Source organism: Marinobacter sp. KM021 (genome assembly GCF_050707965.1).
Lineage (GTDB): Bacteria > Pseudomonadota > Gammaproteobacteria > Pseudomonadales > Oleiphilaceae > Marinobacter > Marinobacter shengliensis.
In genome coordinates, this window is sequence record NZ_CP136129.1 from 3404434 (window position 1) to 3418778 (window position 14345).

At 58.3% G+C, this 14345-nt stretch carries 15 protein-coding genes and 1 pseudogene; 8 read left to right on the forward strand and 8 right to left on the reverse strand.

From position 1 onward, the window contains the following. The first annotated feature begins 25 nt into the window (after positions 1–25). On the forward strand, positions 26–955 hold the full coding sequence (locus RVM24_RS15925; protein ID WP_431474357.1) for a DMT family transporter: 930 nt from the start codon (positions 26–28) through the stop codon (positions 953–955). On the opposite strand, the gene RVM24_RS15930 is transcribed toward RVM24_RS15925, so the two are convergent. From RVM24_RS15930 to rluF, 4 genes and pseudogenes are all read right to left on the reverse strand, one after another. Then, positions 933–1346 carry a hypothetical protein gene (locus RVM24_RS15930; RefSeq protein WP_431474358.1) on the reverse strand — a complete coding sequence of 138 codons (414 nt, stop codon included), beginning with the start codon at positions 1344–1346 and terminating at the stop codon, positions 933–935. The genes RVM24_RS15925 and RVM24_RS15930 overlap by 23 nt on opposite strands. Before the next feature lie 135 nt (positions 1347–1481). Continuing rightward, positions 1482–2066: pseudogene (locus tag RVM24_RS15935) on the reverse strand (gamma-glutamylcyclotransferase). A gap of 35 nt (positions 2067–2101) precedes the next feature. Beyond that, on the reverse strand, positions 2102–2734 hold the full coding sequence (locus tag RVM24_RS15940; protein WP_058090830.1) for a MarC family protein: 633 nt from the start codon (positions 2732–2734) through the stop codon (positions 2102–2104). A 95-nt stretch (positions 2735–2829) separates the two neighbouring features. Continuing rightward, entirely contained in the window at positions 2830–3819 is a 990-nt protein-coding gene (gene rluF / locus RVM24_RS15945) for a 23S rRNA pseudouridine(2604) synthase RluF (protein ID WP_431474359.1), read from the reverse strand. Between the two features lie 199 nt (positions 3820–4018). Here rluF and RVM24_RS15950 point away from each other — a divergent pair, with 199 nt between their 5' ends. Together RVM24_RS15950 and RVM24_RS15955 are read left to right on the forward strand one after the other, a co-directional pair. Further along, positions 4019–4672, forward strand: a complete 654-nt coding sequence (locus RVM24_RS15950) for a nucleotidyltransferase domain-containing protein (RefSeq protein ID WP_431474360.1) — start codon at positions 4019–4021, stop codon at positions 4670–4672. Continuing rightward, complete coding sequence (locus RVM24_RS15955) at positions 4620–5042, forward strand: hypothetical protein (protein ID WP_431474361.1); 423 nt, start codon at positions 4620–4622, stop codon at positions 5040–5042. Before RVM24_RS15950 ends, RVM24_RS15955 begins: the two co-directional genes overlap by 53 nt. A gap of 63 nt (positions 5043–5105) precedes the next feature. On the opposite strand, the gene RVM24_RS15960 is transcribed toward RVM24_RS15955, so the two are convergent. Continuing rightward, complete coding sequence (locus RVM24_RS15960) at positions 5106–6689, reverse strand: flavin-containing monooxygenase (RefSeq protein WP_431474362.1); 1584 nt, start codon at positions 6687–6689, stop codon at positions 5106–5108. A gap of 547 nt (positions 6690–7236) precedes the next feature. Here RVM24_RS15960 and RVM24_RS15965 point away from each other — a divergent pair. Then, entirely contained in the window at positions 7237–7875 is a 639-nt protein-coding gene (locus RVM24_RS15965; protein ID WP_431474363.1) for a TetR family transcriptional regulator, read from the forward strand. Between the two features lie 24 nt (positions 7876–7899). Here RVM24_RS15965 and bamE read toward each other — a convergent pair whose 3' ends face one another. Then, on the reverse strand, positions 7900–8211 hold the full coding sequence (gene bamE / locus RVM24_RS15970; RefSeq protein ID WP_052009733.1) for an outer membrane protein assembly factor BamE domain-containing protein: 312 nt from the start codon (positions 8209–8211) through the stop codon (positions 7900–7902). A 152-nt stretch (positions 8212–8363) separates the two neighbouring features. After that, positions 8364–9476, reverse strand: a complete 1113-nt coding sequence (locus RVM24_RS15975; protein WP_374812731.1) for an NADH:flavin oxidoreductase — start codon at positions 9474–9476, stop codon at positions 8364–8366. Positions 9477–9565: 89 nt separating this feature from the next. On the opposite strand from RVM24_RS15975, the gene RVM24_RS15980 reads away from it, so the two are divergent. Both RVM24_RS15980 and RVM24_RS15985 read left to right on the forward strand, forming a co-directional pair. Next, positions 9566–10030 carry a winged helix-turn-helix transcriptional regulator gene (locus RVM24_RS15980; protein WP_061332016.1) on the forward strand — a complete coding sequence of 155 codons (465 nt, stop codon included), beginning with the start codon at positions 9566–9568 and terminating at the stop codon, positions 10028–10030. A gap of 168 nt (positions 10031–10198) precedes the next feature. Continuing rightward, positions 10199–10927, forward strand: coding sequence for an OmpW/AlkL family protein (locus tag RVM24_RS15985; protein WP_374787168.1), 729 nt, complete (start codon positions 10199–10201; stop codon positions 10925–10927). Positions 10928–11039: 112 nt separating this feature from the next. On the opposite strand, the gene RVM24_RS15990 is transcribed toward RVM24_RS15985, so the two are convergent. Continuing rightward, the gene (locus RVM24_RS15990) at positions 11040–12371 is read right to left on the reverse strand and encodes a DEAD/DEAH box helicase (protein ID WP_106693255.1); all 1332 of its coding nucleotides are present in this window, start codon (positions 12369–12371) and stop codon (positions 11040–11042) included. Between the two features lie 349 nt (positions 12372–12720). Between RVM24_RS15990 and RVM24_RS15995 the strand changes: the two genes are divergently transcribed. Both RVM24_RS15995 and dsbG read left to right on the forward strand, forming a co-directional pair. After that, the gene (locus RVM24_RS15995; RefSeq protein ID WP_374812733.1) at positions 12721–13569 is read left to right on the forward strand and encodes a prolipoprotein diacylglyceryl transferase family protein; all 849 of its coding nucleotides are present in this window, start codon (positions 12721–12723) and stop codon (positions 13567–13569) included. Beyond that, positions 13562–14338 carry a thiol:disulfide interchange protein DsbG gene (gene dsbG, locus RVM24_RS16000; protein WP_374787170.1) on the forward strand — a complete coding sequence of 259 codons (777 nt, stop codon included), beginning with the start codon at positions 13562–13564 and terminating at the stop codon, positions 14336–14338. The genes RVM24_RS15995 and dsbG overlap by 8 nt, the downstream gene beginning before the upstream one ends. Positions 14339–14345 lie beyond the last annotated feature (7 nt).

Consider the following 14345-nt stretch of genomic DNA (forward strand, 5'->3'; position numbering starts at 1 on the left):
TTCAGCCAGGAAAAGGAGCACCAACGTGTCAGGCAAAACCGTCAACAGCGCCATTCTGCTGCTGGTCATCGGCAACGCCATGGCCATCCTCTCCGATGTATTTATCAAAATGCTGGAACCCGGCGCCCCCGTCTTCCAGTTCGCCTTCCTGCGCTGCCTCCTGACCCTGGCCTTCCTGATTCCCCTGGCCCGCAAACTCGACCGCCAGAACCTCTTCGGCGGCCTGAAAATCCACGCCATCCGCGCCCACATCCACCTGGTCGGCATCGTCTGCATGGTGATCGCCCTCACCAACTTGCCGCTGGCCACCGCCAACGCCCTGTTCTATGCCGCCCCGATACTGGTGATGGTGCTCTCCGCCTTTTTCTTCCGGGAACAACTCACACCCCTGAGCGTCACCGCCGTCTTCAGTGGCTTTGCCGGCATCATCGTCATCCTGCGCCCGGTGGAATTCAACTGGGCAGTGATTGCGGCCCTGGGCTCGGCCTTCGCCCTGGCCATCAACGCTGTAATGGTGCGCCAATTGCCCAAAGAGCAGACCACCGTCCACAAGCTGTTCCTGAACTACCTGTTGATCGTGCCGGCTGCCGCTGCCCTGGCGTTCTGGGAAGGCGCCGCGTGGAACCCGCAGATCCTGATCAGCGCCGCCGGCTCAGCCCTGTTCATCCTCGGCTACAACATTACCGTGCTGCTGGCCTACCGGCAGGTGGATGCCAACCAGGTTACCAGCGCCGAATACACCGGGCTGATCTGGGCCGTCGCCATTGGCTGGATCTGGTTTGGTGAGGTGCCGGACCTGTGGTTCCTGGCCGGCAGTCTGATGATTGTGGTGCCGTTGGTACTGATTGGCCTGCGGCACCGGCGCCGCTCCCCGGCACGGGGCTTCAACCCCGCGACCCGGGAATCCACTTCGGAAAGGCTGGTTGCCGAACCTACCGGCGGGTCTGGTCAATAAGAATCTGGGTATCACGAATGATCCGGGCTGCCCGATACTCCGGCGGTATCCGGTCGTTGTATCCCAGGGATGACCGGTAACCACTGCGCTGGTTGTGGTACTTCGGTTTGTACTGGTAATGGGAATGCTTTTCACCATAGTCCCGGCGGTCGTACCGATGCTTGTGGCGATTATCCCGATAGCGGTTGTCACGATGGCGATCATGGTAGGACCGGCGATGCTCGGCACGCAGCATTTTCTTCTGATGGCCCGGTGGCAGCGCCTTGCCCCGGTCCAGCTGCTTCTGGATACCCGGCGGATGGCCGTGGCCCCGGTAGCCATCTGCCTGGGCAATACCGGCAAAGCCCAGGGCGACAATCAGGGTACTGCTGATCAGTAATCGTTTCATCATGACTCTCCCGTCCCTATCGACTGGAACCATGCTAAACGGAAACATTCCGTGAAGCCTTGCCACCAGATTAATGATCAGAAGGGAGATGTCAGCGCCCAAGGGCCGGTTTTGCACAAGCTTTACATGGGTTGACGTTTAACTGTCCGAAGCCTCGACAGGCCCGGAACGGGTGAGGTGAGATTCAATCGAAAAGGTATGGCGGCAGTCATCCCCCAACGCCCGCAGGGACTCCGCCAGCCTGAGCAGATATTCGGAATTGGGCCCACTGGGGCCAACCGCTGCGGCAATCTGGGCAGCAATATCGGCTTACGGAGCCTCGCCCAGAAACGCTTCGTTGTCTTCCGTGGCGATATACACCAAGCCCTCGGCATGGCTGCCATCGTCAAAGGTCATGGTGGTGCTGAAGCGCAGGTAACCGTTTTTCTCCCGCACATCCAGATACTCAAAGACATTCGGCGATACCCGGAACGCCATGCCCCGGCAGACCGCTCCGGGTTGCTCGATCAGCGTGACCACCCGGCCAGGAGCCTCAGGCGTGCCACGGTGGTCATGGGACCCCTGCCAGAACCTGCGAGCCCAACCGCGAATGGAGGCCGGCCGTTGTTCCAGGAACGGGAAATCCACCTTGTAGATCAAAGAGCCGTAACCGAACAACCAAACCGAGTCGATGCCGTCAAAGTTGTAGCGGGTACGATTGTGATCAATGGTGTTGGCGGGCATAACAAACCTGCAGACGATACAGAAACCTGATTCTGTCAGGCGCCTTGAGTGCTTGCAATAAAGCCGGCAATGCCGGTCAGCACGATTTCCGCCGCCATGGCAGAGAGAATCAGGCCACTGATTTTCGACATGATGTTCAGGCCGGTTTTACCCAGCACTTTTTCCAGGTAGCCGGACAACCGCAACAACACCGCCAGAATCAGCAAGCCGGAGACCAGACCCAGCAAACCGCCAGCCACTTCGTGAACAGCTTTCAGCTCGGCACCGTAGACCATGATGGCACCGATGGTCGCCGGGCCGATCATCACCGGAATGGCCAGGGGCACCACGGCGATATCGTCGCGGTCTTCCTCTGGCAGGCCCGTGGCATGGTTGCGGGTGCCGCTGGTCACCAGACTGATAGCCGTGAGGAACAGCAGGCTGCCGGCGCCAATACGGAAAGAGTTCAGGGTAATACCGATAGCGCTGAATAACAGCGGCCCGGCGAAGAACAGCACCACACCCAAAATGAACGCAGACACACAGGCCCGGCGAATGATCGACGCCTTCTCCGCCGCCGGCAGGCCACGGGTCAGCGCCAGGAACATGGTGACCACAAAGAACGGTGCCAGCAGAAACAGAAAACGGATGGTACTGCTAAGGTAAGTGGCGAAAAACGTTTCAAACATTCAAGCAAATCCGGCCAGGGGTTAAAGCCGGTAAGCATAGCGCCTGTGGGCAGATTCTGCCGTAAGGAAGAGAACCTATTGGCCGGCGGAGCGGGTCAACGCTTCTTGATGGAGGGCTTGCGCGGCTTGCCGGGTTTGCCTTTCGGGCCGGTCGTGCGCCCACCGGCCTTCGGGCCACGGCCAGGCTTGCCTGCAGGCGGTTTGCCGGTGCCTTTGCCAGCTCCCTTTCCACCTCGGCCGGGGGAAGGTTTACCTGACGGCTTTGCGCCGGCCCTGGCCGATTTACCACCGGCACCCGGGCGGGCACCTTTGGGCCCGGCGGGTTTCTTGCGGGGCTTGCTGGCCGCCGGCTGCGTTGCTTCCGAAGACGAATCCCGGATGGCATCAAACAGCACCGCCAGTTCCTTCTCCGTCAGATCCCGCCAGGCGCCCACCGGCAAACCTTGCAGGCTGACGTTCATAATCCGCACCCGCTCCAGCTTCGTCACCTCATAGCCAAAGTATTCCGCCATCCGGCGGATCTGGCGGTTCAGGCCCTGCACCAATATGATCCGGAAGACAAACCGGGAGACTTTCTCCACCTTGCAACGCTTGGTCATCGTCCCCAGAATCGGCACGCCGTTGCTCATGCCTTCCACAAACTCCCGGGTCACCGGCTTGTCGACGGTCACCAGGTATTCTTTCTCGTGGTTATTGCCGGCCCGCAGGATCTTGTTCACCAGATCGCCGTTGCTGGTCATAAAGATGAGACCTTGGGAATCTTTGTCCAGGCGGCCAATGGGGAAAATGCGCTCGCTGTGGCCGACAAAGCGCTGGATATTGTCTTTCTCCGCGCTGTCGGTGGTGCTGACAATGCCCACCGGTTTGTTCAGGGCAATGAAGACCAGATCTTCCTCATCCCGGGGCTCCACCACCTGGCCGTTCACCTTAACGGTATCGCCGGGCAGCACCTGATCCCCCACCTGGGCCCGCCGACCGTTGATGTGCACGTTGCCCTGTTCGATGTAACGGTCAGCATCCCGGCGCGAACACATGCCGCTCTCGCTGATGTATTTGTTCAGTCGGGTGGATGTCCTGTTGACCATGAAGCCCTGCCAGATGCGGATGATGAACGGATAGCGTGCAATGCAACCCGCGCATCATCCCATCGGGATTGGACGACGGCAACTATCGTTGGCCGCAACCCAAGGTTCAGCACCATGCCAAGAACAACCACTCCTTGCAATCTACCCAATTAGGGTATAATTTTGCCCAATATGGGTATTAAATAGCATGGGCGCTTCGATGATCTCAACAAACCCCGGCCATTATGAAGACACCAGCATTGCCGACGCACTTTTTTCCGGTACCCGTCAGAAAGTGCTACGTCTGTTTTTTTTGCAACCTGACAGAACTTTTACGATGGGTGAACTGATTGAGCAAGCCAAAGCCGGCTCAGGAGCAGTCCAAAGAGAAGTCGCCCGACTGACCGAAAGTGGACTTGTGAACGTGCAGTATCGGGGGCGACAAAAGAGCTATCATGCCAACATGGCGTCGCCAATATTTGGCGAACTGAGCGCATTGATTGTCAAAACCCTGGGGCCAACGGAGATTATCAAGAAAGCCCTTCAACCGGTTGCCCATGAGATTGAACTGGCTTTTATCTATGGGTCCGTAGCCAAACAAACCGACCGAGCTGATAGCGATATTGACGTATTGTTGGTGTCTGACACACTCTCACTCGAAGATATCTTCAGCGCTCTTGAAGGAGCAGAGGGTGAATTGTCCAGACCAATTAACCCGACACTTTATTCAAGGGATGAATTTGAAAAACGCCGCAAACAGGACAACCCATTCATCAGAAAGGTATTGAACGGGCCAGTTTTATTATTGAAGGGAATCATCGATGAACAAGGAAGCATTGGACAACCTGGTCCAGATCAGAAAACTTCACCATGAAACACCTGATACCGAAGAGATCAGTGGCTTGGTTCATTCCGGCTCCATCCGGCTCAAAGACGCTGCTCTGGAATCACTCAGTCTTGAGAGCCGCTTCGATCTCGCCTATAACGCTGCGCATGCCTTGGCGTTGGCAGCTTTGCGGTATCACGGGTATCGATCAGATAGTCGTTACCTGGTGTTCCAATGCCTGCAGCACACACTCGACCTGCCCTCAGCAAAGTGGAGAGTTCTTGATCAGGCCCACCGCAAACGAAATCTAGCCGAGTACGAGGGTGTCATCGACGTGGATAAGAATCTCGTTCTGGGGCTTCTCAGGGTAGCGGAAGAAATTCACGCCTTGGTTAATTCTCTGGATATTCGTCGCTGACAGAGCCGGGACGCTTTAGGGCCTGGCCACCGGCGATAGCACCCTCCGGTGGCCAGGAAGTGGTCAACCCGCCAATGCCGGCTCCCCACCCTGCTCCATTACCTCCGTAGCTTCACACACATACTGCTCGGCATCAAAACGCTTGGTCTGCTGCCGGAACTGCCAGGTGAAGCCCGGCCACAGGGTGGTGTTTTTGCCGTTCTCATTCACGTACCAGCTCTTGCAGCCGGTCTGCCACACGGAGTCGCCGAGTTTGGCGTGAATCGAGGCGTTGTATTGGCTGAAGGCGTCGTCCTTCACTTCCACCGTCTTCCAGCCCCGGTGCTGCATTTTCTTCAGGGCATCCAGCACGTACTGCACCTGGGATTCGATCATGTACACCATGGAGCTGTGCCCAAGGCCGGTGTTCGGGCCCATCAGCATGAAGAAGTTGGGGAAGCCGGCCACCGTGGTGCCCTTGTAGGCTTCCGCGCCTTCGCGCCAGGCATCGAGCAGGTCCTGGCCGCCGCGGCCGTAGATCATGCCCCGGGGAATCGGCTCCTGGGCCTTGAAGCCGGTGCCGTATACGATGCAGTCCACCTGGCGCTCGGTGCCGTTGGTATCCACGATGGTATTGCCCTTCACCTCACGGATGCCATCGGTCAGCACGTCCACATGATCTTGATCCAGCGCCGGATAGTAGTTGTTGGAGATCAGCACCCGCTTGCAGCCAAAGTGGAAATCCGGCGTCACTTTTTTACGCAGTTCCTTGTCCTTGATCTGACTGCGAATATGACGACGCGCCTGCAGCTCACCGATTTTCAGGATGCGCGGGTTGCCGACAAAGCCCAGCACCCGGGCTTCCAGCATCCAGTAGATACTTTGGCGAAACGCATTCAGGGTTTGCGGAACCTTTTTGAACATCATTCGCTCCAGCGGACGGATTTCCCGGTCCGGCTTGGGCATGATCCACGGCGGTGTGCGCTGGTAGAGGTCCAGGTGGGCCGCATCCTTGGCGATCTCCGGCACAAACTGGATGGCCGAGGCACCGGTGCCGATCACCGCCACTCGCTTACCGCGGAAGTCGTAATCGTGGTCCCAGTTCTGGGAGTGGAAGCTGGAACCGGTGAAGGTGTCCATGCCCTTGATATCCGGGTAGGCGGGCGTGCTCAGGCCGCCCATGCCGGATACCAGAACCTCGGCGTGCAGCTTGCGGAACCTGGGCAGGGTTTTGTCGCTGCGATCCAGAACATCCCCAGGTTTCAGGTTGTTGGCTTCCATGTAGGCCCAGAGTTTGGGGCTGTCGCAGGTTTCGATGGCCCAGGCGCCGGTTTTATCGTTCCAGCGGGCACCGGCCACGTGGGTATTGAGCTGGATGTGTTCGAGCAGGCCGTACTTCTCCGCGCAGTGTCGCAGGTAGGCTTTGATTTCCGGCTGGGGCGCGAACATGCGGGTCCAGTTGGGGTTCTGTTCGAATGAGAAGGAGTACAGCGCAGATTGCACGTCACATGCGCAACCGGGGTAGTGGTTTTCGTGCCAGGTGCCGCCGATGTCGTCGCTTTGTTCGAGGATGACGAAGTTGTTGAAGCCGGCTTCTTTAAGTTTGATGGCCATGCCGAGGCCGGAGAAGCCGGTGCCGATGATGGCGATCTGTGCGGTTTGTGTCATTGCTGCACTCCTGTGTGGCCTGTTTGGCCTTGCCTGTTGTTGTCTGGGTGGTCATCATTGACCGGTAGACACATGTATACCGCCAGGGGTAGACACTTGTATACTCTGGTTCGGGTGTTTGGCCCTTGGTGACAGATTGTTGGCCTGTGTGGCCTCGGGGTTGGGAGTCTCGTCCAACTAGCCTCTGGCTCCGGGGGTTGGTTGGTTTGGGGGTGGGCTTCCAAAACACGCTCCTTCGGCACGTCCGTGTGACGCTTGGGCTCCGCCATCCATGGCTCCGCACAGTTTTTGAAGCCCACCCCCAAACCAACCGTTAAACTATTGTGATAGCCGTCTCCCAAATTGAACTTTTGGGAAGGAATCCATACGCCAATGTTCGAGAGTCCGCTCTGGTGGAGCTTTCGAAAATGCTTGGAGCCATGGATGGCGGAAAGCAAGCGTACAGGGACGTATTTACAGCGGTTTTCGAAAGCTCCACCAGAGTGGACTAACTCCAGAAACGGAAGCGGGCACCGAACCAGCCTGACTCCAAAAACACGAGGCTTAGATGAACACACTGGCCGGCGGAAAACTGAAACTGGTGCAGGCCGCATTGCGGTTGATTACCGAAACACGGAGCCTGACGTCGTTGGGGCTGCGGGAGCTGGCCCGTGAGGCGGGGTTGAATCCGAATACGTTTTACCGGCACTTCAAAAGCCTGGACGAGTTCGGGTTGCAGGTTCTGGGGTATATCGCAGAGGACATGAAAACCGGCGTGCGACAACTGCGGCAGATGGCGGATTCATCCGAGCAGGCGTCACACGACACGGTCACCTTTGTGTATCACTACTTCCTCGCTAACCCCGCCGCCACCACCGTCGCCGTCCGCGAGCTGCACGGGCCCTCGCCGGTGTTGCGCCGCGCGCTGGAGGCACAGCTGGATGCCAGTGCCCGAGAGATGGCGGAGGATATTCTGGAGCGGGGGTTGGTGCCGGGCGTGGGGGCCGCTGTGGTGCATGAGATTTCCCACATGACCATCCGCTACATCCTGTTCCGGGCCATGGATTACATCGAGAAGCCCGAGCAGCGGGAAAACATTCAGCAGGAGACCGAGCGGTTTATCAACCGGCAGTTCCGGGGGGCACTGATTGAAGAGCTGGACGTTGTGGATGTCCTGACGCTGAAAACGACACCGGGGCGAACCTGAAGCCCACCCCGGCACTGAACAGCCTTACTCGGTGGTGTTAAACACGTAGGATGACACAGTGCCATCGCTATTGAACCGCACCACCAGGTCCGTCGTTTCTGCATCACCAAAGGCAGACCAGCGATACTTGCCATAAGTCCAGGTGCGCTTGCCGTCTTCCACCCCGGTGCGCCAGGGCTCGCCGAACATATCCTGAATGTCCGCCCGGGTGGTTTCACCAATGCGGATCTGGTCCACGTTATGGGTCGCAAAGTCTCGGCCTACCGTCGCGCAGCCCACCAGGGTCGCCAACAACAAGGCCATGCCAGCCAGTTTCAGATGTCGAGCCACTGCCATATACAACTCCTTTTCGATGATTGAGTCATTACTGAACACAGCATAGCGGTTCTGTAAAACTGTGCGATTAACAACCGGATAACTTTCACCCACAAAAAAGCCGCGGGGCCTGAACAGGCGCCGCGGCAAGCAGGATCGAAGGGATAGATCGATCAGTAAAGCTTGGCCAGGGATTTCTTGGCGAAGGCTTCCACTTCACTCAGCCGGCCTTCTTTCACTTTCACCAGCCATTCTGGGTCTTGCAGCAAAGCACGACCTACCGCAATCAGCTCGAATTCGCCGTTGTTCATTCGCTCTACCAACTCGTCGATGCCGGACTGCTCCACGGCTTCTTGCTTGCTGGCGAAGGTACCGCTGATGAAGTCTTCGGTCAGGCCCACGCTGCCAACAGACATGGTCGGCTTGCCGGAAAGTTTCTGGGTCCAGCCGGCCAGGTTCAGGTTCGAGCCTTCGAATTCCGGCTCCCAGAAGCGGCGGGTGGAGGCGTGGAAAATGTCGACGCCGGCCTCAACCAGCGGCTTCAGGAAGCGTTCGAGCTCTTCCGGGCTGTTCACCAGTTTTGCTTCATACGCCTGCTGCTTCCACTGTGAGAAACGCAGCATGATCGGGTAATCCGGGCCCACGCGGTGGCGTACTTCTTCGACGATTTCCACCACAAAGCGCAGACGGTTTTCCAGGCTGCCGCCGTATTCGTCATCACGCTGGTTGGTGCCTTCCCACAGGAACTGGTCCAGCAGGTAGCCGTGGGCGCCGTGGATTTCCACACCATCAAAACCCAATGCTTTGGCGTCTTGGGCGGCGTCGCCGAAGGCTTTGATCACGTCATCGATGTCTTCCTTGGTCATGGCCTTGCCGTTGGGCTTGCCTGGGGCGAACAGGCCAGACGGGCTGTAACCGGGGACGGACGGGTCCGGCTCGGTGCCTTCTTTACGCACGGCACCCACGTGCCAAAGCTGCGGGAAAATGGCGCCGCCGGCTTCGTGCACGGCATCAACCACTTTCTTCCAACCGGCCAGGGCTTCGTCGCCATAGAAGGCTGGTACGTTCGGGTAACCGTTGGCGGCCGCGTGGTTCACGATGGTGCCCTCGGTGATGATCAGGCCAACACCGGCTTCGGCGCGGCGGCGGTAGTAGTCCACCACGTTCTGGCCGGGCACGCCCTTGGGCGAGAAGTTACGGGTCATCGGAGCCATGGCTACGCGGTTACGCAGCTTGAGGTTGTGAAGTTCAAACGGCTCAAACATAGGACCAAGATTCATACTCATGTGATGTGCAACCTCATTAATTTGGTTTCGTTAAGCAACCCTATTAAATTCGGTTTCAAAATGCAACCCTATTCGGTACACTCCCTTACATGGCCAGAAAACGTTTTGATGACTCCAATTGCTCCGTCGCCCGTGCCCTGAATGAAGTGGGGGACTGGTGGTCCCTGCTGATTGTGCTGCACGCCATGTACGGTACCCGTCGGTTTGTCGATTTTCAGCAGCAGTTGGGCATTGCCAAGAACATTCTGTGCGACCGCCTGGCACGCCTGGTTGATAACGAAGTGCTTCGCAAAGTAGACGTGGGCGAGCACGGCTCCCGCTTTGAGTACCGCCTGACCGATAAAGGCCGGGATCTGTTCCCGGTGGTGGTGGCCCTGCGCCAGTGGGGCGACAAATGGAACCCGGCGCCGGATGGGCAGCCGCTGGACCTGCGCGATCGCGATACCGGTAAGCCGGTGCAACCGGTTACCGTGCGAAATGCCGAAGGCCAACCACTGTCAATCCGTGATGTGTTTGTTCCCGACAATGCTGAAAGCGACAGCAAAACGGCCTGACCATAAGGGCAAACCGCATTCTCCGGAAACACCTCGGTTTTTTTGAGCTGAATCAAGAGCCACACCAAACCAAATCCGCTGCCCGCCATTTCTTGCGCTAAATCAAGTTTCCCCGGCCCCGCTCCATTACATTGAGCCCATCGACTTTTAATGGATAAGGAGATGGCTATGTCTCGTGGTTTCAAATTGGGTGTTCTGGCAGCGGCTGTGATGGCAACTGCACCGACGGTTCAGGCTTTCGAAGCGGGTGATTTCATTCTGCGTGCGGGTGTTGTGCATGTGGCGCCGGATGATTCCAGTGACTCTATCACTGTGGGTGGCGCGCCGCTGCTTTCCGGTGCGGATTCAAAAGTCACCGTCGATTCCAATACACAGCTGGGCCTGCGTGCCACCTATATGTTCACCAACAACCTCGGTGTCGGCCTGCTGGGTGCAACCCCATTCAAGCACAACATCAACGGTGGCGGCGATATTCCGAGTGACATCAAGCTGGGCGAAACCAAGCACCTGCCGCCAACCCTGACACTGCAGTACTTCCCGATGGCAAGCTCTTCAGCCTTCCAGCCGTTCGTGGGCGTGGGCGTCAACTACACCACTTTCTTTGAAGAGAAGACCACCGGAACTCTGGATAGCGTGGTTGCTGCAGAATACGGCATCCCCGGAGCCCGCACGTCACTGGACCTGGACGACAGTGTTGGCGTGGCCGTGGAAGTGGGTATGGACTACATGCTGAGTGAGAATTTTGGTCTTAACGCGGCAATCTGGTGGGCAGACATCAATACCGATGCCCGTGTGAAGGTTTACGATGCGAACGGTGACTTCGCCGCACAGACCGACAAGTTCGAAGTTGAAATCGACCCCATGGTCTACATGGTCGGTTTCACCTACAAGTTCTGATCCCACGTACCCCTGGCAGCCTTCTGGTCTGTGGGCTGCCAGCTGGTGCGTTCTCCTGTGCGGGGCTGTTTTGCAGCCCCGCCTTTTTATGTCTGGAGAAGAACCGGAGTGATCAGGCGCTCTGGCGCTGAGCCGGGCGGCCACTTCTGCCCTGCCCCTGGCCACGGCCTTGGCCGTCGCCCTGACCACCACGGCCACGACCGCCGCTGCGACCAGCCGGTTTCGGGCCAAAGCTCTTACCAGCGCCACCCTGAGGGCGACGATTACGAGCCTTGCTCGGGTCGGCCTTTGCTTTGGGCTTCAGCGGCAGGTTGTTCTTCGGTTCAAAGCCTTCGATTTCCTTGCGCGGCAGCTGCTTTTTGATCAACCGCTCAATGCCTGCCAGCATCTTGCCTTCATCGGCGCTCACCAGAGACAACGCATGGCCACTTTCGCCGGCACGGCCAGTACGACCGATGCGGTGCACGTAGTCTTCCGGCACGTTGGGCAATTCAAAGTTCACCACCTGGGGCAGCTGCTTGATATCCAGGCCACGGGCGGCGATATCGGTAGCAACCAGCACACGCACTTCGCCGGCCTTGAAGTCCGCCAGCGCACGGGTGCGGGCACCCTGTGACTTGTTGCCGTGGATCGCGGCGGCGGTAATGCCGTCTTTTTCCAGCTTCTGGGTCAGGCGGTTGGCGCCGTGCTTGGTACGGGTGAATACCAGTACCTGCTCCCAGCCATTGTCACGCACCAGCTTGCTCAGCAGGGCGGTCTTCTGGCTCTGGTCGACCGGGTAAACCGACTGGACAATGCTTTCAGCCGAGGTGTTGCGGGCAGCCACTTCTACCTGCACCGGGTTATCCAGCAGGCCTTCAGCCAGACCACGGATCTCGTTGGAGAAAGTGGCGGAGAACAGCAGGTTCTGACGCTTGGCCGGCAACAAGGCGAGGATCTTGCGGATATCGCGAATAAAGCCCATGTCCAGCATGCGGTCGGCTTCGTCCAGTACCAGGATTTCCACTTCGTTGAAGCGCACGGCGTTCTGCTGATAAAGATCCATCAGGCGGCCCGGTGTTGCCACCAGCACATCAACGCCTTTGCGCAGTTTCATCATCTGCGGATTGATTTTCACACCACCAAAAACCACAGCGGCCTTGGTTGGAACGTATCTGCTGTACAGGTTCACACTGTCGTGCACCTGCGCGGCCAGCTCCCGGGTGGGCGTCAGAATCAACGCACGGGGGCCTTTGCCATTGCGCGGGTTATCCGCCAGGCGCTGCAAAAGAGGCAGGGTAAAGCCGGCAGTTTTGCCGGTACCCGTCTGGGCCGCAGCCATCACGTCTCTACCAGACAACACGGCAGGAATCGCCTGAAGCTGAATGGGAGAAGGGGTGTCATAACCCTGATCGGACGTGGCACGGACCAGCTGCTCGGACAAACCGAGAGAAGAAAAACTCATATAAAATATACTCTTGATTGATTCTGCCTCCACGAACACCGAATACGGCGAATGCGGGCAGATGCCATGAACATTCATGGAATAAAAGACGACTACGGTCACGCGCCGAATTCGGGGTGACGTCCTCTGACAGGTCGTATGGATGGTTCGCAAAGCGGCTTTGGGCCGGGAACTGCGGAATCCCTAGAGGCAGGATGCAGGCACGGTAACAGAGGGCCCGCGAAATAGCTATAGGTGGTTTTGATTAGCAGGCTTTCATTTTCCAGGCCATAAATGGAACTCTGACACGGCCCGCCGGTCATTAGCCGCCATAGATGCTTCAAAAATCCATTCATACCCTGGAGATACCATGCTCAGTGTTGGCGTTGGCCCTGTCAGTTTTTCCATCGGGCACCTGTTGCTGGTCCTGGCTTTTGTTGTTGCCCTGATTGTCGGGGGCATCACCGGCCGCAAACATGGAACACCCATCGCCGGCACATTGGCGGATATCTTCGTGGTCGCTATGCTCAGTGCCCGCATCGGCTTCGTGATTCGCTATTACGAGCACTACCAGGGCGACTGGCTGGGCATGATTGATATCCGGGACGGTGGCTTTGATATGGTCGCAGGCCTGGTCGCTGCCCTGGTGTTTGCCGGCTTCCTGATGTGGCGACGGGCCAGCAGCCGCCGGGCGCTGGGTACGGCCATGGCGGCCGGTCTGCTGACCTGGGGCCTGACCGGCGGGGCCATTCAGCTGATCAACCAGCAACTCAAAGGCCTGCCGGAAGTTGCGCTGACCGATCTCAACGAGCAACCGGTCGATTTGAGCGCCATCGCCAATGGCCAGCCCACGGTCGTGAACCTTTGGGCCACCTGGTGCCCGCCCTGCATCCGGGAAATGCCAGTGCTCGAAGAAGCCCAAAAGCGTTACCCCGGCATCAATTTCGTTTTCGCCAACCAGGGCGAGCACCCGGAAACCATACAGCGGTTCCTGTCTGAGCAGAACCTGGATTTACACCACGTGCTGAGCGACCGACAGGGCCAGTTTGGCCGAGTGACCGGCAGCCACGGCCTGCCTACCACCCTGTTCTATAACGCTGAAGGAAACCTGGTGGATAGCCATATGGGCGAATTGTCCCGTGCCAGCCTGTTCCGGGGGCTGGAACGCTTTGACTCCCGCTTTCTGACACCCGCAACCGAGGTTTCATCCAATGATTGAGCAAATCCCGAAACGCCTGTTCCAGGTCGCTCTTGTACCGGCAACCATTCTGGCCGGCGCAGCCCAGGCCCAGACGTACCCCGCCGCCATTCAATCGCTGGAACAGCAGGGAGTTCGGGTCGTTGAAAGCTTTGACGCACCCGGCGGAATGACTGGCTACGTGGGCGAAATGCAGGGCCGCTCGCTGGCGTTTTACCTGACGCCAGACGGCGACCATGTGATTGTCGGCACCCTGCTGGATGCCCAAGGCAACAACCTCAGCGCCGCCAGTATCGATGAACTGGTCACCGGCCCCAAATTCGCCGAAGCCTGGTCGCAGCTTGAGGAAAGCCACTGGGTAAGGGATGGCTCTGCCGATGCCGAAACCGTGGTGTACACCTTTACCGACCCCAACTGCCCCTACTGCTACCGCTTCCGCCAGCAGGCGGAGCCCTGGATTGACGCCGGTAAGGTACAGCTACGGCATATTATCGTGGGTATTCTGCGGGAAGACAGCCTGACCAAGGCCGCGACGATCCTCGGCAGCGATGACCCGGAAGCCGCACTGCACCAGCATATGGACACCTATGAGCAAGGTGGTATCGAGGTAGACCGGAAGCGGGTCAGCGCCGCCCATATGGATGTGAAAGCCAACGACCGGCTGATGCAGGATCTGGGTTTACAGGCAACACCCAGCACCCTGTACAAGGATGGTGAAGGCAACGTGAAGATGGTTCAGGGCCTGCCTAACCCGCAAGCCCTGCAGCGCATGATGGGCCCGAGGCCCTGATTTGCTG